This window comes from Paenibacillus faecalis (assembly GCF_900289175.1).
GTDB lineage: Bacteria > Bacillota > Bacilli > Paenibacillales > Paenibacillaceae > Paenibacillus_AQ > Paenibacillus_AQ faecalis.
On record NZ_LT985747.1, the window covers coordinates 2,175,601 to 2,202,227 of the forward strand.

At 42.3% G+C, this 26,627-nt stretch carries 24 protein-coding genes; 17 read left to right on the plus strand and 7 right to left on the minus strand.

What is annotated here, in order from left to right:
- Positions 1–127: 127 nt before the first annotated feature.
- The 4 genes from C8268_RS22685 to rplD all read left to right on the plus strand — a co-directional run bounded on the left by C8268_RS22685 (position 128) and on the right by rplD (position 2,440).
- Positions 128–265 carry a hypothetical protein gene (locus tag C8268_RS22685; RefSeq protein WP_158702714.1) on the plus strand — a complete coding sequence of 46 codons (138 nt, stop codon included), beginning with the start codon at positions 128–130 and terminating at the stop codon, positions 263–265.
- A 103-nt stretch (positions 266–368) separates the two neighbouring features.
- Complete coding sequence (locus C8268_RS10345; protein ID WP_106767586.1) at positions 369–1,400, plus strand: Cfr family 23S rRNA (adenine(2503)-C(8))-methyltransferase; 1,032 nt, start codon at positions 369–371, stop codon at positions 1,398–1,400.
- A gap of 41 nt (positions 1,401–1,441) precedes the next feature.
- Positions 1,442–1,705, plus strand: coding sequence for a CD3324 family protein (locus tag C8268_RS10350; RefSeq protein WP_106767587.1), 264 nt, complete (start codon positions 1,442–1,444; stop codon positions 1,703–1,705).
- A gap of 426 nt (positions 1,706–2,131) precedes the next feature.
- Complete coding sequence (rplD, locus tag C8268_RS10355) at positions 2,132–2,440, plus strand: 50S ribosomal protein L4 (RefSeq protein WP_420094242.1); 309 nt, start codon at positions 2,132–2,134, stop codon at positions 2,438–2,440.
- 247 nt (positions 2,441–2,687) lie between these two features.
- Here rplD and C8268_RS10360 read toward each other — a convergent pair whose 3' ends face one another.
- From C8268_RS10360 to C8268_RS10375, 4 genes are all read right to left on the minus strand, one after another.
- Positions 2,688–3,755 carry a M42 family metallopeptidase gene (locus C8268_RS10360; RefSeq protein ID WP_106769907.1) on the minus strand — a complete coding sequence of 356 codons (1,068 nt, stop codon included), beginning with the start codon at positions 3,753–3,755 and terminating at the stop codon, positions 2,688–2,690.
- A 255-nt stretch (positions 3,756–4,010) separates the two neighbouring features.
- Complete coding sequence (locus tag C8268_RS10365; protein WP_106769908.1) at positions 4,011–5,318, minus strand: D-arabinono-1,4-lactone oxidase; 1,308 nt, start codon at positions 5,316–5,318, stop codon at positions 4,011–4,013.
- Positions 5,315–6,502, minus strand: a complete 1,188-nt coding sequence (locus C8268_RS10370) for an amino acid deaminase/aldolase (RefSeq protein ID WP_106769909.1) — start codon at positions 6,500–6,502, stop codon at positions 5,315–5,317. Before C8268_RS10370 ends, C8268_RS10365 begins: the two co-directional genes overlap by 4 nt.
- Before the next feature lie 897 nt (positions 6,503–7,399).
- Positions 7,400–8,206 (minus strand): class I SAM-dependent methyltransferase, encoded by an 807-nt coding sequence (locus C8268_RS10375; protein WP_106767588.1) that lies wholly within the window; start codon positions 8,204–8,206, stop codon positions 7,400–7,402.
- Between the two features lie 322 nt (positions 8,207–8,528).
- Here C8268_RS10375 and C8268_RS10380 point away from each other — a divergent pair, with 322 nt between their 5' ends.
- A complete protein-coding gene (locus tag C8268_RS10380; protein WP_106767589.1) occupies positions 8,529–9,488 on the plus strand; it encodes an ATP-binding protein in 960 nt (319 codons plus the stop codon).
- A 23-nt stretch (positions 9,489–9,511) separates the two neighbouring features.
- Positions 9,512–10,384, plus strand: coding sequence for a tetratricopeptide repeat protein (locus C8268_RS10385; RefSeq protein ID WP_106767590.1), 873 nt, complete (start codon positions 9,512–9,514; stop codon positions 10,382–10,384).
- 136 nt (positions 10,385–10,520) lie between these two features.
- Here C8268_RS10385 and C8268_RS10390 read toward each other — a convergent pair whose 3' ends face one another.
- The 3 genes from C8268_RS10390 to C8268_RS10400 all read right to left on the minus strand — a co-directional run bounded on the left by C8268_RS10390 (position 10,521) and on the right by C8268_RS10400 (position 13,632).
- Positions 10,521–11,156 (minus strand): YitT family protein, encoded by a 636-nt coding sequence (locus C8268_RS10390; protein WP_106767591.1) that lies wholly within the window; start codon positions 11,154–11,156, stop codon positions 10,521–10,523.
- 195 nt (positions 11,157–11,351) lie between these two features.
- Complete coding sequence (gene comA, locus C8268_RS10395; protein ID WP_106767592.1) at positions 11,352–12,218, minus strand: phosphosulfolactate synthase; 867 nt, start codon at positions 12,216–12,218, stop codon at positions 11,352–11,354.
- A 106-nt stretch (positions 12,219–12,324) separates the two neighbouring features.
- Positions 12,325–13,632, minus strand: a complete 1,308-nt coding sequence (locus C8268_RS10400) for an MFS transporter (protein ID WP_106767593.1) — start codon at positions 13,630–13,632, stop codon at positions 12,325–12,327.
- Between the two features lie 190 nt (positions 13,633–13,822).
- Between C8268_RS10400 and C8268_RS10405 the strand changes: the two genes are divergently transcribed.
- The 11 genes from C8268_RS10405 to ptsP all read left to right on the plus strand — a co-directional run bounded on the left by C8268_RS10405 (position 13,823) and on the right by ptsP (position 26,618).
- Positions 13,823–14,521 carry a 2-phosphosulfolactate phosphatase gene (locus C8268_RS10405; RefSeq protein ID WP_106767594.1) on the plus strand — a complete coding sequence of 233 codons (699 nt, stop codon included), beginning with the start codon at positions 13,823–13,825 and terminating at the stop codon, positions 14,519–14,521.
- Positions 14,522–14,703: 182 nt separating this feature from the next.
- Positions 14,704–17,223 carry a DUF4097 family beta strand repeat-containing protein gene (locus tag C8268_RS10410; RefSeq protein WP_106767595.1) on the plus strand — a complete coding sequence of 840 codons (2,520 nt, stop codon included), beginning with the start codon at positions 14,704–14,706 and terminating at the stop codon, positions 17,221–17,223.
- Positions 17,224–17,782: 559 nt separating this feature from the next.
- Positions 17,783–19,876: a BglG family transcription antiterminator gene (locus tag C8268_RS10415; protein WP_106767596.1), complete on the plus strand. Its 2,094-nt coding sequence runs from the start codon at positions 17,783–17,785 to the stop codon at positions 19,874–19,876.
- A gap of 34 nt (positions 19,877–19,910) precedes the next feature.
- Entirely contained in the window at positions 19,911–20,351 is a 441-nt protein-coding gene (locus tag C8268_RS10420; protein WP_106767597.1) for a PTS sugar transporter subunit IIA, read from the plus strand.
- A gap of 40 nt (positions 20,352–20,391) precedes the next feature.
- Positions 20,392–20,655 (plus strand): PTS sugar transporter subunit IIB, encoded by a 264-nt coding sequence (locus tag C8268_RS10425; protein ID WP_106767598.1) that lies wholly within the window; start codon positions 20,392–20,394, stop codon positions 20,653–20,655.
- 26 nt (positions 20,656–20,681) lie between these two features.
- The gene (locus tag C8268_RS10430; protein WP_106767599.1) at positions 20,682–21,977 is read left to right on the plus strand and encodes a PTS ascorbate transporter subunit IIC; all 1,296 of its coding nucleotides are present in this window, start codon (positions 20,682–20,684) and stop codon (positions 21,975–21,977) included.
- Between the two features lie 73 nt (positions 21,978–22,050).
- Entirely contained in the window at positions 22,051–23,043 is a 993-nt protein-coding gene (locus tag C8268_RS10435; protein ID WP_106767600.1) for a phosphotriesterase family protein, read from the plus strand.
- Positions 23,044–23,056: 13 nt separating this feature from the next.
- On the plus strand, positions 23,057–23,803 hold the full coding sequence (locus C8268_RS10440; protein ID WP_106767601.1) for a creatininase family protein: 747 nt from the start codon (positions 23,057–23,059) through the stop codon (positions 23,801–23,803).
- Between the two features lie 7 nt (positions 23,804–23,810).
- Complete coding sequence (locus tag C8268_RS10445; RefSeq protein WP_106767602.1) at positions 23,811–24,545, plus strand: SIS domain-containing protein; 735 nt, start codon at positions 23,811–23,813, stop codon at positions 24,543–24,545.
- A gap of 61 nt (positions 24,546–24,606) precedes the next feature.
- The gene (locus tag C8268_RS10450) at positions 24,607–24,876 is read left to right on the plus strand and encodes an HPr family phosphocarrier protein (RefSeq protein WP_106767603.1); all 270 of its coding nucleotides are present in this window, start codon (positions 24,607–24,609) and stop codon (positions 24,874–24,876) included.
- Positions 24,876–26,618, plus strand: a complete 1,743-nt coding sequence (gene ptsP / locus C8268_RS10455; protein ID WP_106767604.1) for a phosphoenolpyruvate--protein phosphotransferase — start codon at positions 24,876–24,878, stop codon at positions 26,616–26,618. Before C8268_RS10450 ends, ptsP begins: the two co-directional genes overlap by 1 nt.
- The last annotated feature ends 9 nt before the right edge of the window (positions 26,619–26,627 follow it).

A 26,627-nucleotide genomic window follows, 5' to 3' on the forward strand; every position in this document is an offset into this window, starting at 1 on the left:
GTATATTTGGTTACTTCCTCATCCATATTAATGTGATACCTGTATAACTCTCCTTGACCGTAATATATATATTGTGTTAGATTCTTTCATATAATAGCTATGATTAATTTATGGGAGGGATAAAGTAATGACTACTTCTGAAATTGTAGATGTAAACGTGAACCTGTCATGTAAAGCGAAGTTTGACAAGGTTCACAAAATAAACAATTCAGATACCGGAACTTTATCCTTCTATGCATATATACAATTCGTGACTTATTTATAGTTAGTTTCTTATTTTTGTATAGGTATAGTTAGGTTAATGTACGCAAAAAAGCACCGGTAAACTGGTGTTTTTTTGCGTTTTCTCCGTTTAAAGGGAGATAGATATGAAGCATTTATCTAAGTATGAGAAAATTCGTAAGATCTTATCGGCTTTAAAACAACCTAATTATAGATATTCGCAAATAACAGAAGCAATCTTCAAGAACAAGATCGGAAATTTCGAAGCAATGAACAACTTGCCTAAGCAATTACGAAATGAATTAATCAGAGAGCTTGGTAACAATGTGTTAAGCATCACACCAAAAATGGAGCAGAAGTCCAACCAAGTTAGCAAAATTCTGTTTGCCATCCCTGGTGATGAATACATTGAGTCCGTAAGGTTAAGTTATAAAACTGGGTGGGAATCATATTGTATCTCTTCGCAGTGTGGTTGCGGATTTGGTTGTACATTTTGCGCTACGGGAACACTCGGTTTGAAAAGGAATCTCACAACGGATGAAATAACAGATCAACTTCTTTACTTTATTTTGAATAACTACCCTTTGGACAGTGTGTCCTTTATGGGGATGGGAGAGGCACTTGCAAACCCATATGTATTCGATGCATTTCATGTGCTGACGGATCCTAAACTTTTCGGTTTAGGTCATCGAAGAATTACAGTTTCTACAATAGGTTTATTACCTGGAGTAAAAAAGTTGACGAAGGAGTTTCCACAGATCAATTTAACTTTCTCCCTTCATTCACCATTTAATGATCAAAGAAGTGAGTTAATGCCAATTAACAATCATTTTCCATTAGAAGAAGTTTTGAGCGTATTGGATGAGCATATTAAACAAACGAAGCGAAAGGTCTACATTGCTTATATACTTCTAAGGGGAATAAACGATTCAACTAAACATGCTGAAGCCGTTGTTAATTTGTTGCGTGGAAGAGGGTCATGGGAACATCTATATCATGTCAATCTTATCCCTTACAATTCCACTGATGCCACACCCCAAAGTTTTGTAGAGTCGGACCAGAACCGTATAAATACGTTCCTTAAAATCCTGAAGTCTAAGGGAATTCATGTCACCGTCAGAACCCAATTTGGATCGGACATCAACGCAGCATGCGGTCAACTATATGGATCAAAATAAGGTTTGCTGCTTGAACAATAATTTTCAAGGAGTAAGTCGAAGTGAGATATATTAATGCTTCTGACGTCTTGCCCGAGGAACTAGTTGAAAAATTGCAGGAATTTGTCCAAGGGAAATACCTCTATATTCCAGCAAAAAAAAATGAATATAAAGTCTGGGGTGAGCTGTCTGGCGCACGAAAAGAGATTAACAAAAGAAATGATGCTATTCTGCACGCATATTTATCTGGCGCTTCAGTCGAGGAACTTTCAGAATCATTCTTTTTATCAACCTATGCTATCAGAAAAATAATATATCAGAAATAAAAACCTACTTTTCCCTTCAAGTGTGCTAAAATCGAGCACTATTACTTGAAGGGATTTTTATTATGCAAAAAAGAAATCCGAAACTCAGGTCAGCCACTTATATGTTATGAAGCAATAGTTTTAAGTTTAACTAATATAAAATACTACAGCATCGTTTTGTATATAGATCATGAATTTTCAATCTGTTATCGTGTAGATGTAAGGGAACCATTGGGTAAAACCATTTAAATTTGCACCAGGAGGGGGTCGAAGTGATGGATGTTATCGTAAATACTTCGATTGCAATATAAGTGAGTAGAAAGAAAAAGTTGATTTTCTAAATCTAATAAAACAACTGATTATCATTATTTTTGCTCACTTTTATACGTTTCATAATAAAATCCAATTATTTATGATGATAATCAGGAGGGTAAGATCACGGGTGAAATGGAACTTGAAGAATCCATCTTCGGTATTGTACCCAACGAATCGGTGCTGCATGAAGCTGTTGTTAACCATCTTGCGAACAAGCGTAGTGGGACACACTCGACTTTAACTCGTGGCGAAGTTAGAGGTGGAGATAGAAAACCTTATAAACAAAATAAAATTGATAGATCTAGAGCGGGTTCAATTCGTATGCCGCACTGGCGTCACGGAGGTATTGCGTTCGGGCCTAAACCTCGTGACTATCGTTATAAATCAATAAAAAGGTTAAACGTCTTGCAATCAAATCCACGTTTGTTAGATAAGGCATAGGTAAAGAAGATAAGGAATACACGCAATCTTCGGGAAGGGTTTTAAAGCGGGTTTTTAAACAATGCATAGATTCATTAGGATTACACAAAAAACGCATGGTCTGCGACTATGCGTTTCTTATGTTCTGGCGTCCTATATTTTATACCCAAGGAAAAAACTGACTGAACTCATATTACGAAGGAGTACGATAGTTCAATTCTTGGATTGCACGTAGCGTCAAACAGGGAAGACGCCGTACAGTCGCACCTTACCCTTGGCCGAATGTAAGCTCCTTCACTTTGTTTTTATCCAATCGTTTGATTACTTCGGTGATCAGCTTCACGGCATTTTCGAAATCCTCGCGGTGGAGAATCGCCGCATGCGTGTGAATATATCGCGTTGCAATCGAGATCGCAAGCGACGGTACGCCACCGGCTGTCACGTGAATGGCGCCTGCATCGGTGCCGCCTCCTGCAACATAGTCGAATTGATAAGGAATGCCGAGCTCATCCGCTGTGTCAGTAACGAAGTTGCGCAGACGGCGGTGTGAAATCATGGATCCGTCATAAATGAGAATTTGCGGGCCTTTGCCCATTTTGGCCAAGGCTTCTTTCTCGCTTACACCCGGCGTATCGCCAGCGATTCCTACGTCAACCGAGAAACCAATATCCGGTTGAATAACATTTGCGGCCGTTTTCGCTCCGCGCAACCCGACTTCCTCTTGAACAGTGCCAACGCCGTAAACGGTATTCGGATGCTCGACGTCTTTCAATTGCTTCAGCACATCGATCGCTATGGCACAGCCGATGCGGTTGTCCCATGCTTTGGCCATCAGCATTTTTTCATTTTTCAACACGGTAAATTCGCAAACCGGTACGATGGAATCGCCCGGGCGAACGCCGAACTCCGTAGCTTGCTCTTTGCTTTCTGCGCCAATATCGATAAACATCTCTTTTTTGTCAACAGGATTTTTGCGAGCTTCGGGCGATAAAATATGCGGTGGTTTCGAGCCAATCACGCCGGGAATGTTCCCCTTTCGCGTCATGACGGTCACACGCTGCGCCAGCATTACTTGCTCCCACCAGCCGCCGAGCGGTTGAAAGTATAAGAAGCCTTTGTCGTCGATCCGCGTCACCATGAAACCGATTTCATCTAAATGTCCGGCTACCATAATTTTAGGTCCGTCCGGGGCCGTACCCGTTTTTTTGGCGATCAAGCTGCCGAGATGATCAACCGTTACCTCGTCAGCGTAAGGAGCAATGTGCTCCCGCATAACGTCACGCACTTCGTCTTCGTGACCGGGTACGCCGTTGGCGTCGGTTAGAGCTTTTAACATTTGCAAAGTAGAGTCCAAGGATGTTCCTCCTCCATTTTTAATGCCTACCAATTTATTATATATGACTCTACAGATCTAGTCATTAACTGGAAAGCGGTTACTTTATTAGTTGCTCACAGTTTTTATTTGCTCTTTTGTCTTGGCATAAACGACTAAAAGAAAAATATGAGCTTGCCCATATCCCTGTGGTATATCGATTCCATATAAAGAGACTGGAGAAGTATCTGTCCTCTTTGAAAGACGAATTGATATCGATCAAGATTGAAATATTCCTTCCAAATATTTGTTCAGAAAAGTGCCTTTGGGATCAAGCTCTTTCCTGAATCTGTTGAAGTCTTCCCATTTAGGATATCTTTCCGCTAGTTGTTTTGCTTTGAGGGTATGTAACTTGCCCCAGTGCGGGCGGCCGTCGTATTTAAGAAAAATCTTCTCTAATTCGGAAAAGTATTCATGATACGGCATTCCCTTGTACATATGGGCGGCGATGTATGCCGAATCACGACCATAAGCTGGACTTAGCCACATATCATCCCCTTTAACATAACGACACTCGAGCGGGAAATGAACTGAAAATTGATTCTTGTTAATGCAGGCACGGACTTCTTCAAGCGCTGCCTGCATATGCTGAGCGGGAATATTGTATTCCATTTCATGGAATCTGACGTGCCTCGGCGTTGCGAACATGCTATGGCTGTGACCTACTTGCTTCATTACAGGAGCTAATCTTGCAGATACCCGGCTGACAGATCGAGAGAATTTAGGGATTATTCGGCTCACCTCGGACATTAACTTGAAGGCGCCGTTCTCTAATACAATTTTATTAAAATGGTTCCAAAAGCTGCTTTTATCAGGCAACTCTTCTGTTTGATTCATTAATTTTATTTGTGTATGGTCGCTATAAGGGAATATATAAAATTCAAAATGGCGGTTATTTTGGCATAAGGTGTCCAATTGGTTCAAGCAGTCCGCAAAATTCATTCGCTTACTTACAAAGTGCATGTTCCAAGCGGGAACTACACGTAGTCTCAGTTGCGCAATAACACCAAGTACACCGAGCGATACTTGCATGGCCTTAAACAATTCAGGATTATGATTTGCATCACATTCGATAATTGAACCGTCAGCAGCGACAGCATTGATTCCTGCAACTTGTGTAGCGATGCTTCCAAAGTTAATGCCTGTACCATGCGTACCTGTGCTTGCTGCTCCAGCAATCGATTGGAAATTGATATCACCCAAGTTTTCCTGAGCGTATCCAAGTGAATGCAAGGATTCTCCAAGCAGCTTTAATTTCGTTCCAGCCCATACGTGAGCTATTGAATTGTCCTTATCAATATGCTGGATGCCTTGCATGTCATCAAGTGAAATCAAGGTGCTGTCTGTAGGTATGAGCGCTGTGAAGGAATGCCCAGATCCAACGATTCGCACCTTTCTGTCTTGCTTGTTGCTCTGTCTTACAACATTCGAAATTTCATCAATATTAGCTGGATATACGATTCGTTCCGGTGTGCTGACTGAACTGCCTGACCAATTGCTCCATACCTTGCCGCTTACTTGTCTCATAGAAAGCATCGCCCTTCCCCACGATAGGTTGACATCGTTTGAATTACCTTGCCTTGTGAAAGGATATGCAGCACTGTAAATCTCTCGCACAACTCACCAGCTTTACTGTGGCGCATGAATATTGGATCTCCGTGCTGCAGCTTTTCAGAGCCGTGATAGAGTATAGGTGTTTGTACTTCGCCCGCACCTTCCATCGGCATTAGCTTGGAACCTTCCGGCAAGTAGGGTTTTGGCTGCTTATCGAGGGCGATTGAACCAGAGGCTGTATAGCCGCCGCCTAGGCATGTATAGATATTTGCTTTCGGCCTACGAACAATTTCAATTGCATAGCCTGCTGCAGGCTGGAATCTATAATTTTCATAATAGTCAAATAATGAAGGCGAGTAAAAGGCCGATCCTACAGATACCTCAGTTACAACTTCTTCTGTACAGGTCGAGCTTAGACTGCCGCTTCCCCCGCCATTTACGATTCTAGGAACAATACCCTTTGCATGTAGGGCATGTATCAATTCTGCACGGATCGCAGTTAATTGCCTGATTGATTTGCGTTTGAGATATCGGACAAGCTGATTCCGCAGCTTCGTACTGGGATTTGCATCGCCAACCCCTGCAATTTGAGCTTCATATCCCATAATGCCATCAAGTGTTACATGTGACGAACTGGCTATACGTTCTGCGAGACGTATCCCATCTGTAACTGTACGAACAGGTGAGCGCCACACACCAAAATGTAATCCCATAAAATCCATGGATAAATCGAGATCGATACATAGAGGAAGTTTGCAGCCTGCTTGCTTGGCAATTCGTTCGATGTGATCCACGTGCTCTATGGAATCAACCATTAAAGTAATTGGGTTGCCTTCACCCACCTTACGGGCAATATTCGTAATTGCTTCAGTATCCCATATGGGATAGCCGAGTAATAAATCTTGAAAGCCATTTTCAGTTAAATAGATCGCCTCAGTTGCCGTATAACACATAACGCCAATAAATTTGGGATCAAAATCTAATATTCTTCTTAGAACTTCGCGGGAGCGAATCGATTTGCTTGCAACTCGAATTTGCTTAGAGCCTGAGAGCGTTAAGACATGCCGAATATTCTGCTCAAGCAAATCAAGATCAAGGAAAGCGAATGGCTTTGGAATCCCTTCAAAGGCATTTCTGTAATCGGCATACCTGGACATGATCATTTACACCTCCGTAGAATGAAAGCAGTAATCGCTTTGCTTTCTGGTATTTTATCATTCAAATCTATAACAGAAAGGAACAGACGAATATCTAGTTTACCGTTAGGCAAGCTTTTTGCAAACGGTAGCCAATAAACGAGGAAACGGCGAAGTAGCCAATACCATGGTGTCATCTTTTTTTCATTCAGAAATTTAATATATTCGCATATTATCTTTATTTCGATATGTAGTTAAAATATTACTTTTTAATCTGACCATGACATATTTTTTCTCAACTGACACTCCATAACAAGAAGGGAGGTGTATATAATGAAAAAAGTAGTATTGATCTTATTAATAACGTGCTTTTCTTTCTCTACTAACGCAAAATGCATAGAGATGAAAACGGCCAAGCGTATTATTTCAATCGTTTGGCCGTTTTAGTATTTAAGTAAAATAGCCCTGTCCATTGGAATAGAACCCGAGATTTTGCGATTCACTAAAATAGCCAATTGCTACTAAAGAGATGAGGGATTGGCTCTGCGGAGGAAGTAAATATGTCAGAGTGGACGAAAGGTATAGTTGATTTGCATACAACAGATATTTCAGGTTCGAAATTTCAAAATTCGGTGAAATAGAAAGTATGTTAACGACCACAAAGGGCTGTTCGAAAAAGAGCATCTTTTTGTCATCGGTGTCACGTCCGCTGACGGACTCGGGGCCGCATCAGCTCGCTTCCGGATTCACTGCCCACAGGTAAGCGGTCTGAGTACAGTGAATTCTATCCTTCCATTGAAACACCCGGTGTTGGTGCGGGTGAGCAGGGAAGGGCGGTTGACGCAGGGGACGAGCTGTCAGAGAGACGTTATCTTCTTTCGTGAATAACAATCGCAACCAACTGAAGCATAGTGGATACTATAGCTTTCTTGCTTTGACTACCAAAGTTACAGGAAGCATCTTGGCTTTTTTTGCAAAATCGCTGTTATCGTCCCGCAAAATTTCATCATCAGATTGCTCAATCATTTGCTCGATTACAAATCCCGCTTTTGAGAGCGCATTCACATAGGTTGATAGTTTACGATCCGATAAGGTTAGCGTACCTTCATCAAGAGATACCGAATACCAAGATTCATCGAAATAACATTTTTCAAAAGCAAGCCTATCATTTTCTGCAACAACACATTTGTGTATAGGGTGAGACCAACTGAAAATAAATACGCCGTCTTTTTTAAGGTAAGAAGCGATCCGGCAAAAAGTACCCTCAAGGTCAGTGGTCCAACCTATGGCATAAATTGAATAAACAAAGTCAAAATAATCCACGGGTATGCCACATTCTTCTTCCATAGGAGAACAGATCAATTTTGCTGAAATACCGCATGCCTTCAAATGTTGCGCTGCCTTTTCAATTTGCTTTTCCGATATATCCACAGCCCATAGTTCAGATGCTTTGCGTTCCCACTGATATTGCAAGGATTGACCGTTTCCACAACCGATCTCCAGCATCTTTTTCCCTGAGACATCGCCAAAAAGCTGACATTTTTCTTCTGAGACAAACGCTCCATAGAAAGGAAGCACGATTGCTCCTAAGAAGTCATTTCCTTGCGTATCCCAATAGAAACTGTTTGTTTTATAAATGGAATTCTTGTCCATATCAACTGAGGTAGCGCAACCAACCTCGCCAGAGCCTATAATGTTTGGTTTATAAACAGAATTTTTATCCATATCGATCCCCCCAAAATATAAATAATATGATATCTAAACGCATAATACATATCGAACACGAACATTCAGCGCTATCAATTCCAAAATAATGTACCATTCTTCTATGAATAAATCGACCTAAAATCATCCATGCAGCGGTGGAGACATATATAATTTTGGCCACATTCGTTAGTTAACCGAGTAGTTTTTTATACAAAAAACAACCGATGTGACAGGTTTATAAAAGCTACTCTTATGAATAGTCTTTTTTGCTTAGCCACCTCCCCAATTTATGGGAATGTGATAGACTTAATTAGAAAACATTACAGAAGGAGAGAGCAGGATGTCGGACCATGATGAACTAGCAGAGCAAAGACGCAAAAATTTAAAGCTCATTCAATTCAGCAAAGAGGATCAAACGCTTGTTGAGTCGGAGAAACCAAAGGAGACGTTTGCCGACGTCGGAGGCCTGAAAGAGGTTAAGAAAAAAATCAGAATGAATTTCATATTGCCGCTGAAGCAGCCGGAGGTATTTGCCGCATACGGCAAAGAAGCGGGAGGAAGCTTGCTCTTGTTCGGGCCTCCGGGATGCGGCAAGACGTTTTTGGCGCGTGCAGTAGCAGGCGAGATCGATGCTAATTTTTTTCATGTCGAGCTTCAGTCCATTCTTTCCATGTATGCTGGCCAGAGCGAGCATAACTTACACGATATATTCAAAAAAGCGCGGGAAAGCAAGCCATGCGTTCTTTTCATAGATGAAATCGACGCGCTTGGAGGAAGCCGTCATCAAATGCGCCAGCATCATGACCGCATGCTTGTTAACCAATTATTGTTGGAGCTTGACGGTCTGCAGGCGGAGAACGATAACGTGTTTGTCATCGGAGCAACCAATACGCCCTGGTACCTTGATTCCGCTTTGAGACGTCCCGGGCGATTTAACCATCTTGTTTTTGTACCGCCGCCAGAAGAGGCTGAGCGGCAAACCATTCTGGATCTAAAGCTTTCCGGCAAGCCTTTGGGTTCGCTGAACCTGTCCAAAATTGCCGCAGAGACGAAATTTTATTCTGGAGCCGATTTGGAGCAGCTAGTCAAGGATGCCGTAGAATCAGCGATGGAGCGAACCTTTGAGAAGGGTGAGATCCAGCCTATTACTCAGGACGATTTAAAGAGATCGGCAAAAGGCCGGAAGGCAACGACACTGGATTGGTTTGCTACAGCAAAGAATTACGCGACATTCAGTGATGTAAATCGCGATTATCAAATCGTGTTGGATTACATTAAGAAGCATGGCGTAAAGTCATAGTAGAATCAGGGGGGAAAGAGTAGGTGGAGAACGTACATGATTACGCCGCTTATGCTAAGGCACAGCAGCTTATCGAATGGAGGCGGTATAAAGAAGCTTTGCAGGAAGCTGAGCAGCTAATGAGCCAAGAACCAGAAGATCCGGATGTCTTTGCGCTGATCTCGCGAATTCATCTTTTAATGAACGAATATGATAAAGCACTACATTGGTCGAACCAGGCGCTTAGCCGGGAGCCGCATCAGGAGCTGGCTTGGTTCGTGCGGGTCTGCGTTTACTACGATACGAATAAGCATCGGGCTTGCAAAGAAGCTCTGCAGGAAGCCTTACGAATAGATCCCTATGAGCCTCATTATTATTATCTTCAAGCCAATTTGTTTAACAAGATGAACATGCCAAAGAAAGCGAAGACGGCACTTTCGCATGCACTTGAATTGCGTCCGGAATCATCCCTTTATTTGGCTGTGTTAAGCTTTACAGAAGCCGTGCTCAAAAACTTTGAGGATTCTGCCAGGTTGGAAAAACTCGCCCTCAAATACAATACAGAATCATCTCAAGTGTTTATGTATCTCGGCTGGGCGGCTGGCGAGCGTGGAGAGTACAAACTAAAGGAGACTTATATGCGGAATGCCGTTCGCTTAGATCCGGATGACAAACAGTACCAGGATGAATTTTTAGAGGCGCTTCAGCATAACGAAGTTCTATTTAAAATATTTTTATGGCCGCTCAAATTTTTGCGGAAAATGAAGCCTTGGCAAGTGCTGCTCACCTGGGTTGTGGCTATGATATTGTTTAGGCCGTTGTTGATTCTGTTTATCGTGTTGTATGTGCTCTCGCATTGGGTAACCAAAGCCATCGTACACGTCAAAGTGTTTGGCTGGGGACGCAGAGGAGTATAAGCTTTTTGCCTTAGCCTTTTGAAGTGTCGTAAATCGTTTTTTTGTTTTTTTATTTAATGTAAGTTCTTGTCCTGAGGTGAAGACAAGAACTTACATTTTGAGAGAGCGATCGACGAAGCGATTCGAGCTGACTTGATTAAGTTAGCGTAACAGTCCTAGGGAAATGGAGGATCCAGTTGATAATTCGAGTAGACAACCATTGTGACACTACCGCCATGATGATGATTTTCCAATCAATGACGTATGCGGTAAGAGCAAAAATGAATCCGTTCATCCAGAACAGTGATGTGCCAGGTTTAATTCTCTTGTATTTGTAGATCGCGAGGGCAACATATCCGATCCCTCCGTTGGATACCCGTTGCTTCATCAGTATGGCGACGCCTGTCCCGAGAAATACCGATCCTAGTAGAAGATCCATCCATACGTTAACGAACGGGGACTCAACGAATACCTCGAAGAAATTAACGGATACAGAAGTTATCGTAATAACAAGGACCGTCCCGAACGCAGTGATACCACTAAGATATTGGACCGTTAAGATTAGAAAAATAAAATTCGCTATCCAAAGCCCCAAGCTTATCGGTATATCGAATGCATGGTTCAAAAGGACCGCGATCCCCGCACCACCTCCGGATGGAATTGAGTGGGGGAACAAAAACACTGCCATAGCGAAGCCCTGTATGATAGAGCCGACAGTAATAAGGGAAAGTTTCTTTATAAAACGCCGATAGAAAAATCCATTCCTTCGGCCGGTTGTGATCTGCACATTCATTCGGAACCATCCTTCATGGATTGAGATACAAGCATATCCTGTTTCATTAGTGTATGCTTGTCACCAGAAGGTGATGCCGAGATACTGTATTCAAAGAGCAGGGCTATCCAGCTATAACATATATATGGGCTGATTCGGGTGAAATCCTAAACAGGCCATATCTTGATTACATTTTTTGTTGGAATATGTTAATCGTTAAATCATGTAACAAAATTCATCAGTTTTTTTCTCTCTCAACCCAAATTCAAACGTTTCCTGACGAAGACCACGGCGCAGTGTTTCAAGTGCAAGAATGTCGGCAGGACCGATATTCCCCAAATGCACGTTTGAGCCAAATTTTCGCAGAAGCGAAGCTTGCTGGTGTTTAAGAGGCGCCTCCCAAATTAGCTTTCTTGAATCCGGCACAAATTTAATAATATCGTTAATCACTTCTTCCCGGCATTCACCATATTTGTCGTAAATACCTACATCCATTCCTAACTCGCGAGCTTCAACCGTTATAAGCTCCGCACCTGCGGCCAAATCCATTTCCATCGTTTCCGCAAGTGTTACGGCGTCGATGAGGGAACCGCACAGCTTTTTTCCATACTCCGTAAAAACCTTAAATCCGCGTTGTTTACCTTCCTGAATTAATTCCGTTCGTTTTTTGCGAGACAGTTCGATCGTCCCATCGGATACTTCTATGGCGTTAAATCCAAGATTGGATACGGTATTAAAAAATGCTGGAATGACATCTTGCTGCACAGCCATCTCCAGCAGGGTCCCGCCGGGCATAACCATGATTCCATGTTGTTTGGCCAGATTAATCTTATGAAGTAGCATATCCGTTTTGTATAACGGAGCCGTTCCAAAGCCGAATTTTACATAATCGATGTAATCTGAGGCGGTTTCCATCATATCCGTAAAGGCGTTTCTGCCAAGGCCCTTATCAATAACCATTGTAACCCCTCGGCTCATGACCTCATAAGTATCGCGCTCTTTTTTTTCATATCCGGGATTTTGGCGCAGCCCGCTTGGATCAAATAACTCCATAGGCCAAACTGCACGCAGGGAACTGTTCATCACGATCTCCTCAATTCTTTTTGATTTATCTGTTTAATCTAACACGGTATCATATGCGCACACCTGAGGGCATGTGCCCAATTTTTCAACCATGATAAGATGCCAGTTACCCAATCTGGTGGGGAGGTTTAATCAAAAAGAACACCAAGCCTAAAGTAATCAAAGAGAGAGAAGCAACCGTGATAAACACAACATAATCCGATTTATCCATCATCCATCCGAATAGGGGGGGACCTATAGCAACCCCCAAAAATCGCAAGCTATTATAAAGAGACGTAATCATCCCGCGTTCACTTTTTTCAACTGCGCCAGTGATGATCGTATTCAGGCAGGGAAGAAGCATGCCGGTGCCTATACTGCTAACTGCCAGCAATCCAATAAATACGTAAATGTTATCAATAAAGAAGAGGGCGGCCGCCAGTGAAACCGTCATGACAATTAAACCAATATTCATTAGCCAACGTATCAGCAGGCCATTTTTCTTAATCAGGCTACCGATTGTGTAGGAAGCAATAACCATCCCCAGTAAAGGAATAGCCAAAATTAACCCTTTCATAACCCCGTCAATTTCGTAAGGCTTGTCCTCCAGGATGTTGGATAAATAAAAAAGTACACCAAACAGAATAAACAGCCCTAGTGAACCTGCAAAAAAAGCAGTAATGAGCCAACGACCTTTTTCTTTAAAGATCTCTTTGATTTTCCCGAGATATTTCTTTAGTTTTTGTTTCTGATTGTGCCCCGGTTCTTTGATCAGAAAAATAACGGCGAGCAGCGAAAGTGCACAGAAGACAGGAAACGCGAAAAAGGAGGCATACCATACAATCAGCATTAGCAGGGAACCGATGATCGGGCTGAGCACCTTCCCTGATCCATTGGAAGCTTCAATTAGACCCAGCGCCTTGCTCTCCGTCCCGCCATCATATAAATCGCCTACCAGTGCCATGGCAATCGGTGCGGTTCCCGCGGCCGCAACCCCCTGAATCGCCCTGGCGGAGATAATCACGGCATAAGAGTCCCATATAGCACCAAATCCGGCTAGAATTCCGGCTCCTCCATATATAATCAAAGCCGGTACGATAATGATCTTACGGCCAAATTGATCCGACAAATATCCGATGAGCGGAATAAATAAACCTGCTGCTAAGGAGAAGATGGAGATGATCAAACTACTTTGAAATTTGCTTATGCCAAGTTCCCTTTGCATTTCAGGAAGCACGGGGACCAGCATGGAGTTGCCAAATACGAGTACGATCGGAATCGTCGCCAGTGCAATAAATTCCCATACCTGACCCTTCGATCCGTTATCGGGTTTTGACTTTGACCCAGATTCTTTGTCTCTTGTGTCCGTGGAGTCTGCAAAGTCGATATCGCTAGTGAAACTGATATTCAGTTTTTGATTTTTTGTCTTTTCCATGATTTAGCTCCTTGGACTAAAACTTAACTAAAGTTGGCGATGTGCTTGATGAACCCATGCCAGACTAATTATTGCCTCACAGAGACTATTTAATTCCGCAATTGTATTTGAAAAAAGAGCACTTCTTTAGTCTGGGCAAATATACTGTATTCTAAAATGCTCCATATTGATGGATGAAGGGGGATAATGAATGACGATACAGATTATTCAAGGACATCACCATACACTGGAAGCTTCACATATAAATGTTGTTATAGATGTAATACGGGCCTTTACTGTCGCGCACTACGCTTTTATTAATGGGGTCCAGGGTATATTTCTGGCAGGCTCCCTGGAGGAGGCCTTTAGTTTAAAAAAAATCTATCCTGAATTTATTTTAGCAGGAGAAATACAAGGTCTTCCGATTCCGGGGTTTGCATTGGATAATTCACCTGTACGTTTACACCAATTAGATCTTCGAGGGAAATATCTGATCCAGAAGACAACGAATGGAGTTACAGCAACTTTAAACTCATTAAAAGCCGATCACGTTTTTGTTACAGGATTCACAAACGCAAGAACTACAGCAGAGTATATTAAGAGGGAATTGTTAAAGGATGACGATTTAATTATTAATTTAATTGCTTCGCATCCGTCAGGAGATGATGATCTGGCATGCGCACAATATATATCGGGGATTCTCCAAAACTCTGAGCGTTTATCGGTGGATGAGACCATTGAACGGATTCAAAAGTCTGAAGCCGCCAAAAAATTTTACGATGATGAGAAATCGGAATTTTTACAGGAGGATATTAAGTATTGCACAAAAGAAATACCATCCGATTTTGTAATGAAAGTGAATTATAATAGTCCGGTAATTAAAAAGCTCCCGGTAGGCCAATTACTATAAGATTTTTGTCAGGTGACAAGAACATTGTCCCAATGAAAGTCGCTATAATAGCGGCTTTTTGTTTTATAGTAATCGTCAAGAAATGTTTTTCACAAAATTAACAATTTTATAACATTTCCCCTTACATTTCATTATATAATTATATTAAAAAAATCTACTAAATGTTACCAGGAGGGGTTTTTATGAAAAGATTATTATCTTCACTTCTTATTATCTTATTTTTTACTTCTACCTTTATAACTCCAGCTCTTGCCAATGCCAAACAATTGCCTATATCACAAAACAATATAACAAAATTAGTTATTCATTCTTCAATCAACAAACTTACGATTCGAGGTACTCCTAATGCCACATCTATAGATGCTAACTTAACAACGATAAATAATCTTGATAACATGGACTTTAGCTTAACTCAAGATATGGATATAGCATATTTATCAATAAATCCAAAGGTTGGAAAAAATGAATTAATAGATTTATTAATTACTTTGCCGCCTAACTTAAATATCGAAATCATTGATGAAGAAAGCAGCCTCGAACTATATGATCTTTCTGGAGAAATATCGATTACTGATAATGAAAAAGACATTTATATTGAAAATACAGGTAATTTATCAATAAAAGACAAATCAGGGGATATAACAGTCAATAATATGAACCTTTTGGATGCTCCAAGCTCGGATCAAGTATTAGAAATAGAGGATGGCTCTGGTAATATTGACTTAACAAATATTAATAGTTCCATAAAAATAGTAGACAGATCCGGCGATGTTCTTGTCAGCAGAGTGAATGGTGATGTTGATATTACAGATGATGCTGGTTATATAAACGTTAAAGATGTTACACAAAAAGTCTTTATTGATGATGGGTCCGGTGATATAAATGTAGAAAGAGTTGGGAACTTAATTCTTAAAGAAACTGGAACTGGAAACATAACCTATGATAAAGAACTACCTATCCCTTCCTCCTCCTTCACCCTTAGACCTAGTTCAATGAGTAATATGTATGAGGGTATTTATATACAAATAGATGGTGGTGAAAAAACTCCATTTACTTCATCATCACCAATTGATATAGAACCATATTCAAACATAGTACTTTCTATTTCGGACTATAAAAATTCAACAATTGATAATTTCCATTTTGATACAGACTCAAGTTCACTTATCCCTAGTTTAATCAGAAATATAGGGGAAGGCGCCTCAGTTACTATAAATATTGATAATAGCGCCAATGTAGAACTTTTAAATACTCTTATTGTAGGAGAAAAAAACTACGATGAAAGTAATAATATTCTTGAAGATACTTATTCGATAGAGCCAGCTTTAATTAAAGATTTAATCATTGGGACTATTGCTTCTAAAAGTACTGTAAACGTAAATATCAATAATTCAGCAAATGTTACTTTAGCTAATCATGACTCCACATTACATATTGGTGGTGGAAGTTTGATTGAAAGCGTTATAAACATACCTTCTGATTCAGATTCCACAACCATTAACGCTGAAGAGATTAATGTTAGTATTACAAATAGCGCTAACATCAAATCAAAATCAGGCACAAATATGGGAATACTTAGAGTATATAAAGGGCAATTAATTAATGAAATTATAGATGGTAGAGTCATCTCAAATAGTAAAATAAATCTGAATATTGATAAATCTTCTAACGTATTATCTGAATCAGTTACCATTATTGATGGTGAATTAATCGATGAATTAATTGACTCTGAAGACATTGAATCTAGCGAAATTGAAGTGAAATTTCTTGATACTGGAAACGTTGATGCACTGATTAAGGTAGAAGTAGAAGAGGGTGAAATTATTGATGAAATACTCGATATGGAAAATATTTATAATTCAACTATAAATGTTGATTTATTAAGGACTTCAAATGTTACTAGTCCCATATTATCTGTTTATGAAGGTGAGTTAATTGATGAAACCTTAGATGGTGAGGGATTTTACACTACAAATATTCAAATCAATTTTAATGATTCTTCAAATTTCTATGGAAAACAGTTGTTTATTGAAGAAGGTGAATTAATTGACGAGGTAATGGATAGTGAAATTTCTAATGATTCTAAAATAAAAATAAATCTGAACAATACGAGTAATATAGATGGTGAAGAATTAAAAATTACCGAAGGTGAACTTATTGATGAAACTATAGATATTGAAGATGATTTTACCAAAACAGTCATGGAACTTACCATGACCTCATCTGCTAAAGTTTCTGGAAATAAACTTGAAATTACTGGTGGTGAATTAGTTGATGAGATCATAGATGCAGCTAATGGTATAGGAAGTATTATTAATGTTTATATAAATGATACAGGAAATTTCAACAAAAAGGGGTCTCAACGAAGCGAGGTTCTAATAACAAAAGGTGAATTAATGGATGAAATTTTAGATGTAAGTGAATCTATTTCTGTATCACGTGGAAATATAAACATTGAATCAACAGGAAATGTAACTTCTGATAAAGTTATTCTTACAGACAGCCAGTTAATGGATGAAATCGTGGATGGAGCTTATGTCGGGGGAAGCGCACTTATTGTAAAGGCTGCCAATTCAGCTAACGCAAAAACACCTTCGTTAACCCTTCTAGGTGATAGTATTTTACTACCTCCTATTGATATTGACTCTATAGAACGATCTAATATTATTTATATTATAAAAAATTCAGGGCTTCACATATAATTTTTTTGGGTCATCCCTTCTAAAGTATACTTACTTTTGGGATGACCTAATCTTTTATTAGCGTGGAACATTCATGGACAGCATTGAAACTTGAAAATGCTGATTAAAGCTACACCAGATAGGACGGAGGACGATATTGCGGAACAGGGAACTCACCTAGGCATTACTAGATCAAGATGGAGCTTATGGGCAACTGCATTTCAAGCAGTTTGAATATATAATTTTCAGCATACAACAATCGGCTCTCACCTAATCATTGGGGAGTAGCCGATTGTTGTGTTTTCTTATAATTCAGCTTGTTCGGATCTATACGGGTGAGCGCGAAAGTTCTCCGAAGAGAGTTCAGGCTTAGTTATTGATACCATATCCAATTAGCTCACGATCAAACAAAAAGTTTCTTTCATGTCTTTCAATGAATAACGATCCTTATAATTTTGCAAAATATATGGGGGAATAATTGAGCTGTCTCTTTATCTGTCCCGTTAAGTATAATGACTGCGAGGAGGCAAAATCCTAGGGCAAGGGGTGACGAACTATACTGGATGAACGAAGTACTTCGATGCTCGCTTATTTGCAGAAAACGGAAGATTACGTTCAGGTCCAAGAGTTGATGGACACCTTTCATGTCTCAAAGCGCACCGTCTATTATGATATGAAAAAAATTAACGACTGGCTTCTCGCCAATCATTTAGCACCTGTCGATTACGTTCGTGGAACCGGCTTTCTTCTTCCCAAGGAGTCACGTTCCGAGCTCCCGATAAAAGCGAAAGGCGTCCAGCTTTCCCAATACTACCTATCACGGAATGAGAGGAAAGCATGGTTAGGCCTTCATCTGATCAATAGGACGAAACCGATGTTCTTGCGGGATATGGAGACTTTACTTCAAGTAAGTCGTGGAACTGCACATTCAGAATTAAAACATCTTCAACAGGAACTCAAATTATTCGGATTGAAGGTCACATTTTATCGCAAACAAGGGTACATGGTGCAAGGAACTGAGAAGGACCAAAGGATGGCTCTTTCTCATTTTTTATCTGAATTGCTTGCTGGTATCAGTTGGAAAGAATTTGTCTCTCAGATTCAGGGTTTGATTAACGTTAATCTTTACAAAGCCCAGTTCCCAGCCTTTCAAATCGATAAACTTTCTTCTATTTACGACATTATCACTGATGGGGAAAAAGCGATTGGCATGGAACTGACGGACGAAACCGTTGTTCATCTTGCCGCACGATTGATGCTTTATTCCAACCGTATTATTCAAGGAAAAACGATCGTAATGGACCAAGAGGAGAAAACCGCTTTAAAAGAAACGCCTCAATTCAAAGCGGCCGAGCACATTTCACACGAGCTTGGAAAATTATACAAAAAAACATTTCCAGAGGATGAGGTTTGTTATATCACCGTTCACATACTAGCTGCGAAGGTCAACAAACTGGATGCAGAGTCAAATGATTTAGAAACGAAAAAGCTCCATCAAGCGACGAGTCAGATGATCGATACATTCGAACGACTTGGTTGCGTATTTTTTCAAGATCGTCAAGCTCTGGAAAAGCAGTTGTTTCTTCATGTGAAATCGGCGTATTACCGAATTAAATATGGACTTGCGATTGAAAATCCTTTAGTCGACACCTTCTTGGATAAATATCGAGAAGTATTTGAACTGACCCAAAAATCGGCGCGTCCCTTGGAGGAATTGTTAAACAAACCGATTGATAAAAACGAAATCGCTTACTTGTCGATGCACTTCGGAGGATGGCTAAGAAGAGAGCAGGTCGAGCCTATGAAGCGTAAAACAGCCGCCATCGTTTGCGTAAATGGAGTCTCCGCTTCTCGGATGTTGAAAATCCAGTTGGAGCAATTGTTCCCGGTTATTGATTTTACTGTGATTCTCTCGTTGCGTGAATATGAAAAGTATAATGGTCGAGTTGATTTTATCTTTTCGACAGTGCCGCTATCAGACAGTAGAGTTCCTGTCTTTACGGTGAATGCCATATTAAACGACGCAGAGAAGGCACATTTGCTTAATCAACTTAGTCCATATCTAAACGGTGAAAGCATCGCAGCATTTTGTCCTTCAGCGCAAGCAATTGTCGAGCTTGTGAAGAAACATGCAGCTATCTCAAATGAATCGGCACTACATGAGGAGCTTAAGCGCTACTTGATAGCTACCCGCAGTCAAGCACCGAAAGAACTCAGCCCAACACTTGAGGATTTGCTTCCTTCATCCCGCATCACCATGCTAGAAGAAGTGTCCGATTGGAAGGCTGCTATCCGAATAGCATCGCAACAGCTATTAGAGGACGGAAGTATCTCTGATCGCTATATTCAGGCGATGATCGACAAAGTTGTCGAGCACGGACCTTATATCGTCATTGCTCCCGGAGTGGCCATAGCACACGCAAGACCAGAAGATGGAGCCATTCGCACGGCGATGGCATTGCTGTCGATTCAGCAAGGAATCGCATTTGGCAAAGATCCAAAACATCAGGTTCACTTGTTACTCGTTATGGCAAGCGCTGATGGTGAAACCCACTTGAAAGCGTTATCTCAATTAACAGCGATGCTCCTGGAGGAAAAAAACCGAGCCGAGCTGACTTTTACTGTAGACAAGTCCGAAATCGTTCGAAGGATTCACAAATATTCTCAGCCTTAACAGGACATCATAGCAAAACAAGGAGGAAATTAACATGCTTTTTTTGAGTAAAGACCTAATATCGCTAGATTACGAAGCGAATGATGCGGAGGAAGCCATTCGTGCAGCCGGTCAGTTACTTGTTGACAGTGGTGCAGCAGACAGCAGCTACATTGATGCGATGCTTGCCTCATATCGAGAGAAGGGGCCCTATTTCGTTCTGGCTCCCCATATCGCGTTGCCTCATGCGAAGGCTGAAAATGGGGTAAGCGAGGCATCGGTATCGCTAGTACGGCTAAAACGACCGGTCCGATTTGGTCACCCTGCGAATGATCCAGTCGAACTCGTATTTGCACTTGGATCCTCATCAAGCTCAGATCACATCAAATTACTTCGCAAGCTAACGTCACTGCTAAATGATCCGGCAAACATCGAGGCGATCAGGGCAGCAAGCACAGGTGAAGATATTGAGGCATTGCTCGGCAAAACGGTGTAATTACAAAGTTTACAAACACTTATTAGAGGAGGTAATCCCCATGAAAATCTTATGTGTGTGTGGATTAGGACAAGGAACAAGCTTGATCTTGAGAATGAACGTAGAAAACGTATTAAAAGAAATGGGAGTGCAAGCTGATGTGGAGCATACAGACGTTTCAACCGCTTCAGCTACACCGACCGATTTCATTATTACGAGCAATGAACTGGCTCAAAGTCTGCAAGGGCATTCAGCCAAAATTATAATCGTGAACAATTATTTTGACTTGAATGAAATTAAAGAAAGTCTGAGCGCTGCATTGTAAACCCATTTCTGAGGAGGAGATTCCCAATGGACGTTATTTTCTGGATCGCTACCAATATTTTTGGCACACCTGCCATTCTGCTCGGATTTATCGTTCTGGCTGGACTTTTACTGCAAAAGAAATCCACTAGTCAGGTTATCAGCGGGACGTTTAAAGCGACAATTGGTTTCCTGATTATTGGAGCAGGTTCTGGAGTGATCGTAAATGCGCTGAATGTGTTCGAACCGATGTGGAAGGAAGTATTTGGACTAAGCGGCCAATCTCTAGGACAATTTATGGGTCAAGAGTCGTTTAATGCAAAATATGGCAGTGCAGTGACTCTAGCCATGTTGGTCGGTTTCCTGATCAACGTATTGTTGGCCCGGTTTACGAAATTCAAATACATCTATTTAACCGGACACATGATGTTTTGGACCGCTACCGTATTTGCGGGTATTGTCGTTCATACAGCAGGAAATGTTCCGATCTGGAAGCTCGTTCTCTTCCTGTCTGTCATTCTTGGTCTGTACTGGACCTTCCAACCAGCCGTGACACAGCCATTCATGCGTAAAGTTACTGGGAATGACAACATTGCGTTGGGGCATACTTCCGCCTCGGTCGCTCTTCTCGGTGCGTTGTGTGGTAAATGGCTCGGTAACAAAAATAACGATTCCGAAAAAATTAAAGTTCCAAAAGGGCTTGAGTTTCTCCGCGATTCCAACGTGATCACGGCACTTAGTATGGGATTGCTGTTTCTAGTCGGCGCTATCGTGATTGTGATGAAGGGAACGCCTGGTGCTGAGGAGTTAATTGCCAAGGCAGGAGATCAGAACTTTATAATTTACTCCATCATCCAGTCCTTAACATTCGCAGGGGGAATTGCCATCGTATTGATGGGGGTACGAATGTTCATCGGGGAGTTAGTACCAGCCTTTAACGGTATCGCTACCAAAATCGTTCCCGGGGCAAAGCCTGCGCTTGACTCTCCTGTTGTGTATCCTTATGCTCCGAATGCCGTAATCTTGGGATTCATCGGGGCCTTTGCAGGCGCATTGATTTGGCTGATTGTTCTAGGCAGCACGGTTGCTTACATTTTCGTACCGACGATGATTGTGCTGTTCTTTCACGGAGCAACGGCGGGTGTGTTCGGAAATGCCACGGGCGGTGTGCGAGGAGCGTTGATGGGCGGATTTATTACCGCAACGGTCGTTGCTTGGGGACAGTTTATTATGGTCCGTTTCTTGATCGCATCAACCATACCGGATACAGCGATGTGGGCGGCAGACTCCGACATGTTCATTCTCGGCCCAATTATCCGTTTTCTCTCGCAATTGCTGTTCTAAGTGATGCTGTGAGAAGCACGAATACGGTCCGAACAACTGGAATCAGCAATAAACGATTTAGGAGGACATTTCGATGAGCTTCATCCGAACACTTGATGCAGATATTTCAACAGAGCAACTTGGATTTACTTATTCTCACGAGCATATCGTGTGCCGACCTGCCTACTGGGCTGAACGCGGTGCGGATGATCTTCTCCTCGACGATCCAGAGAAATCGAAGCTCGATGTGCTCGATTTCAAACACCACGGCGGGCAAGCCATCGTGGACGCAACAGCGATCGATTATGGCCGCGATGTGCCAGCCGTACATCAAATTATGCAGGAAACGGGGATTCGCATCATTGGCACAGCGGGTTTCAACAAAAGCTTCTTATGGGACGCAGCCGTAAAAGAGGAGTTGAAGCCGATCATCGGTGATTATAAAACTTACTATGAATGGATCGAGGCAAAGAGCATCAATGAACTAACGGATTTTGTGATTCGTGAAGTTGAAGAAGGCCTTGAAGGAACTCCCTACAAGGCCGGACAGGTGAAATTCGGTACGGGCTACAATCGAATTTCACCGCTAGAGGAAAAAACGCTGCGTGCGGTTGCCCGTGCTCACCATGAAACGAAGGCGCCGATTCATTCTCATACGGAAGCCGGTACAATGGCGATCGAACAAATTGAACTGCTCAAAAGCGAGAACATTGACCTAAGCTTTTTGAGCCTTGGCCACATGGACCGAAATCCGGATCCTTACTATCACGAGCAGATCGCCAAGACAGGCGCCTTCTTATCATTTGACGGAATCGCCAAAATCAAATACGCACCTGAGAGCACAAGAATTGCTTTGATTCTCGACCTTGTTCGCAAAGGTTATGAGGATCAAATATTAATAAGCGGAGATACAGCTCGCAAAACGTACTATAAGCATTACGATTACGGTCTTGGGCTTGAGTATATTATTGCGAAGTGGGTTCCCCGATTTGTAGATGAGGCGGACAAGGAAGGATTTGACGGACAGAAGCTCGTGGAAAAGTTTTTTGTGACGAACCCGGCGAACTGCTTCGCCTTCAAAAAGTAAAGGAGTACGGAAGATGAAATTTCAAGACGAAAATGCATGCGACGTCGCTGCTAAAATTGAGCAGGCATTATGTGCGATTCTGCCTATTGGCGCAGTTGAAGCGCATGGCCCTCATCTCCCCTTGGGAACCGACAATTTGCTGGCTGAGCGGATTGCCCACAAGCTGGCGGAACGAACCAACAGCTTTGTTCTGCCAACGCTTCCCTTTGGACAAGTGTGGAGCCTGCAACATTTCCCCGGGAGCATAAACGTCTCTAATGAAGCTTTAATCCAAATGCTGTACGACATTGGCGAGAGCCTCTTTCGTCAGGGCTTCCCAATCTATGTCATGCTTAATGGTCATCTTGGCAATGCGGTTGCATTAAAGGAAGCAGCTCGACTTCTTTACAGGGATGTTCCGGAATTGAAGGTTTATTATTTCTTTTATCCTGGATCGAAGGAAGCCATTCAAAAAGTAAGGGAAACCCCTTCTTCCCATGCTTCCTACTTTCACGCTTGCGAGCTCGAAACATCCTATATGCTCTATTTGGCTGAAGAATATGTAGATATGTCACGTGCGGTAAACGATATTCCGACGATCAGCATCGAAGCAGATTGCACTCCGACCCCATGGGAAGAGTTCACCTCGACGGCGGTGCTAGGAGATGCAACATTAGCGACCAAGGAGAAGGGCGAACACATTATTGAAGCCACGCTTCAAACGATGACGACCATGATACAAGCAGCAAAGACGCGGCTAACAACCGGAAAGGAGCAGTGAACCCCAGATGCTTCATTCTTATTTTCAGCATATCCGTCACAGGCTAGATCACATCGAGGAAAGGGAATCGGAAGCGATAACGAAGGCTGCTGAGAAAGTAGCAGAAACAATAATGAACGGTGGAATCATTCATCTATTCGGCTGCGGTCACTCCCATATTCTGACGGAGGAAGTGTTCTACCGGGCTGGGGGCCTCGTTCCGATCCGCCCTATATTCGTCGAGCCCTTAATGCTCCATGAAGGTGCGGTCCGTTCGTCGGAGTTAGAGCGTCAGAATGGACTGGCAGAATCATTTATGAACGATCAGGATATTCGACCTGGTGAAATCATGATTGTGCTCTCCACTTCTGGTCGAAATCCGGTTCCCGTTGATGTCGCACTCATTGCCAAACAAAAAGGTGCATTTACGATTGGCGTCACTTCGTTAGAATATTCGCAAAGCCAGCCGTCTAGGCATGTCAGCGGCAAGCATTTATACAATTCCGTCGATGTGGTCATTAACAATTATTCGGTAAAAGGAGACGCGGTTCTCTCTCATCCTGACTTGCCTGTTCCCTTTACACCCACGTCGACGGTTATCGGCGCAGCTATTATGAATGCTCTTTTTGCTCAAGCCATTTCGATGATGATCGAACAAGGTTCTGAACCTCCTGTATTTTTAAGCGGAAATATCGACGGCGCTGACGAGCACAACGAGGCACTAATTAAACGTTACCAGGGAAGAATACCGCTTCTTGCCTAAGCGGCTGATGTGAATCGCCGTCTTGAATGAACTTATGATCTACGGATAGGAGGAAGTTACAATGGTGACTAAACGATTGACCATATTGAATGAACAAGGTTTCCATGTTCGTCCTGCCCAGCTTTTCACCGACAAAGCAACTGGCTTCGCAGCGACGATTAAAGTAAAGAATGCAAACGGTGATGAAGCAGATGCGAAAAGTATGCTGGGGCTAATGACTTTAGGGCTTGCTAAGGGAGATCAGATTACAATCGAAGCGGACGGTCCGGATGAGCAAGAAGCGATAGTTAGCTTGACGCAGATGATCGAAAGCCTGTTCGGTGAAGTATGATGGCAGAACAACATATTCAAGGCATCGGGGTTTCACCAGGCATTCGCATTGCGAAAGCATTCGTTATAAACAACAATCCGGCGCTTACTACCCGCGAGCATATAAATGAAGAGGAAGTTGAGGCTGAACTAGCCCGTCTAGGGAATGCGAAGGAATTGAGTGCTACGGAGTTAATGAATCTGACTGAACAAGCAAAGCTGTCGCTTGGTGAGAAACAAGCGGGCATCCTCAGCGGACAAGCAAAGATGTTGGAGGATCCCGCTTACTACCCGCAGATCGAGAAGCGGATACGAGAAGAAAGACATAGCGCGGATCATGCAGTTCGTGTGGTCACGGAGCTTATCGCCGGAAAATTCGAGAAACTGAGTAATGAATATATGCGAGAAAGAGCCGCTGATATTCGAGATCTTGGCAAGCGTTTGCTCTCACACTTGCAGGGAGAAGAACGGATCAGCTTATCGGATATTCGAGAAGAAGTAATCATCGTCGCTGATGACCTTGCTCCATCCGATACGGTCCAGCTCAACAAACAATATGTACTGGGGCTGCTTACTCGTGTGGGAGGGAAGACTTCACACACTTCGATTATGTCCCGTTCACTTGGCATCTCGGCTGTTGTCGGAGTTGGTGACGCTGTTCGTGAGATTGCTGACGGCGAGCTATTAATCATAGATGGCAGCCAGGGCATCTGTATTCGTATGCCTGATCCGAAGACGATCGAAACCTACCAACTCCGTCAGCAAAGTGAGCAGCTGGAGCTAGAGTTGCTTGAGAAATTCCGATCACGGCCAGCTGAAACGAAGGATGGGATTCGCGTTGAAATGGCTGCAAATATTGGAACGGTTCAGGAAGCAGCTGCGGCAGTAGATCGGAATGCAGAGGGGGTTGGCTTGTATCGTACAGAGTTTCTGTACATGAATACGAGTCATGCACCGAATGAGGAAGAACAATTCATCGCCTATCGTGAGGTCGCTGAAAGCATGAATGGTCGCCCCGTCATCATACGTACCTTGGATATTGGTGGAGACAAAGAACTTCCTTACCTGCCTTTACCAAAAGAAGCGAATCCATTCCTTGGTTATCGTGCTATCCGGATCGGTCTTGATCGCAAGGAGCTCCTGGTAACCCAGTTGCGAGCTATATTACGCGCAAGCCATTATGGCAATATCAAAATAATGTTCCCGATGATATCTAGCTTGGAAGAATGGCGAGATGCAAAGGCTACATGTGAGAAAACGCGCACCCAACTGATACAGGAAGGATTTCCGGTGTCGAACTCGATAGAAATGGGAATAATGGTTGAGATTCCTTCCGCTGCACTTTTGGCCAACGCATTCGTCAAAGAGGTCGATTTCTTCAGCATCGGTACAAATGATCTTGTCCAATATACACTAGCCGTAGATCGAATGAATGAAAAGGTAGCATACTTATACGATTACTTTCATCCTGCGGTGCTGCAATTAATCCAGCGGGTAATTAAAGCGGCACACAGCCATGGAAAATGGGTGGGGATGTGCGGAGGGATGGCTGGGGACCCACTTGCTGCTCCGCTGTTAATTGGGCTTGGACTTGACGAATGGAGTATGAATTCAAGTTCTATCGTGAAGATAAAACAAGTGATATCGAATCTAGATAGCCGTGATTGCCGTAAATTAACGGATCGCTTGCTCCTGTTGGACACGACGGAAGAAGTAAGACGGGAATTGGTTCGATACATGAAAGAATTACAACCGAATGAATAAAGGACCAAG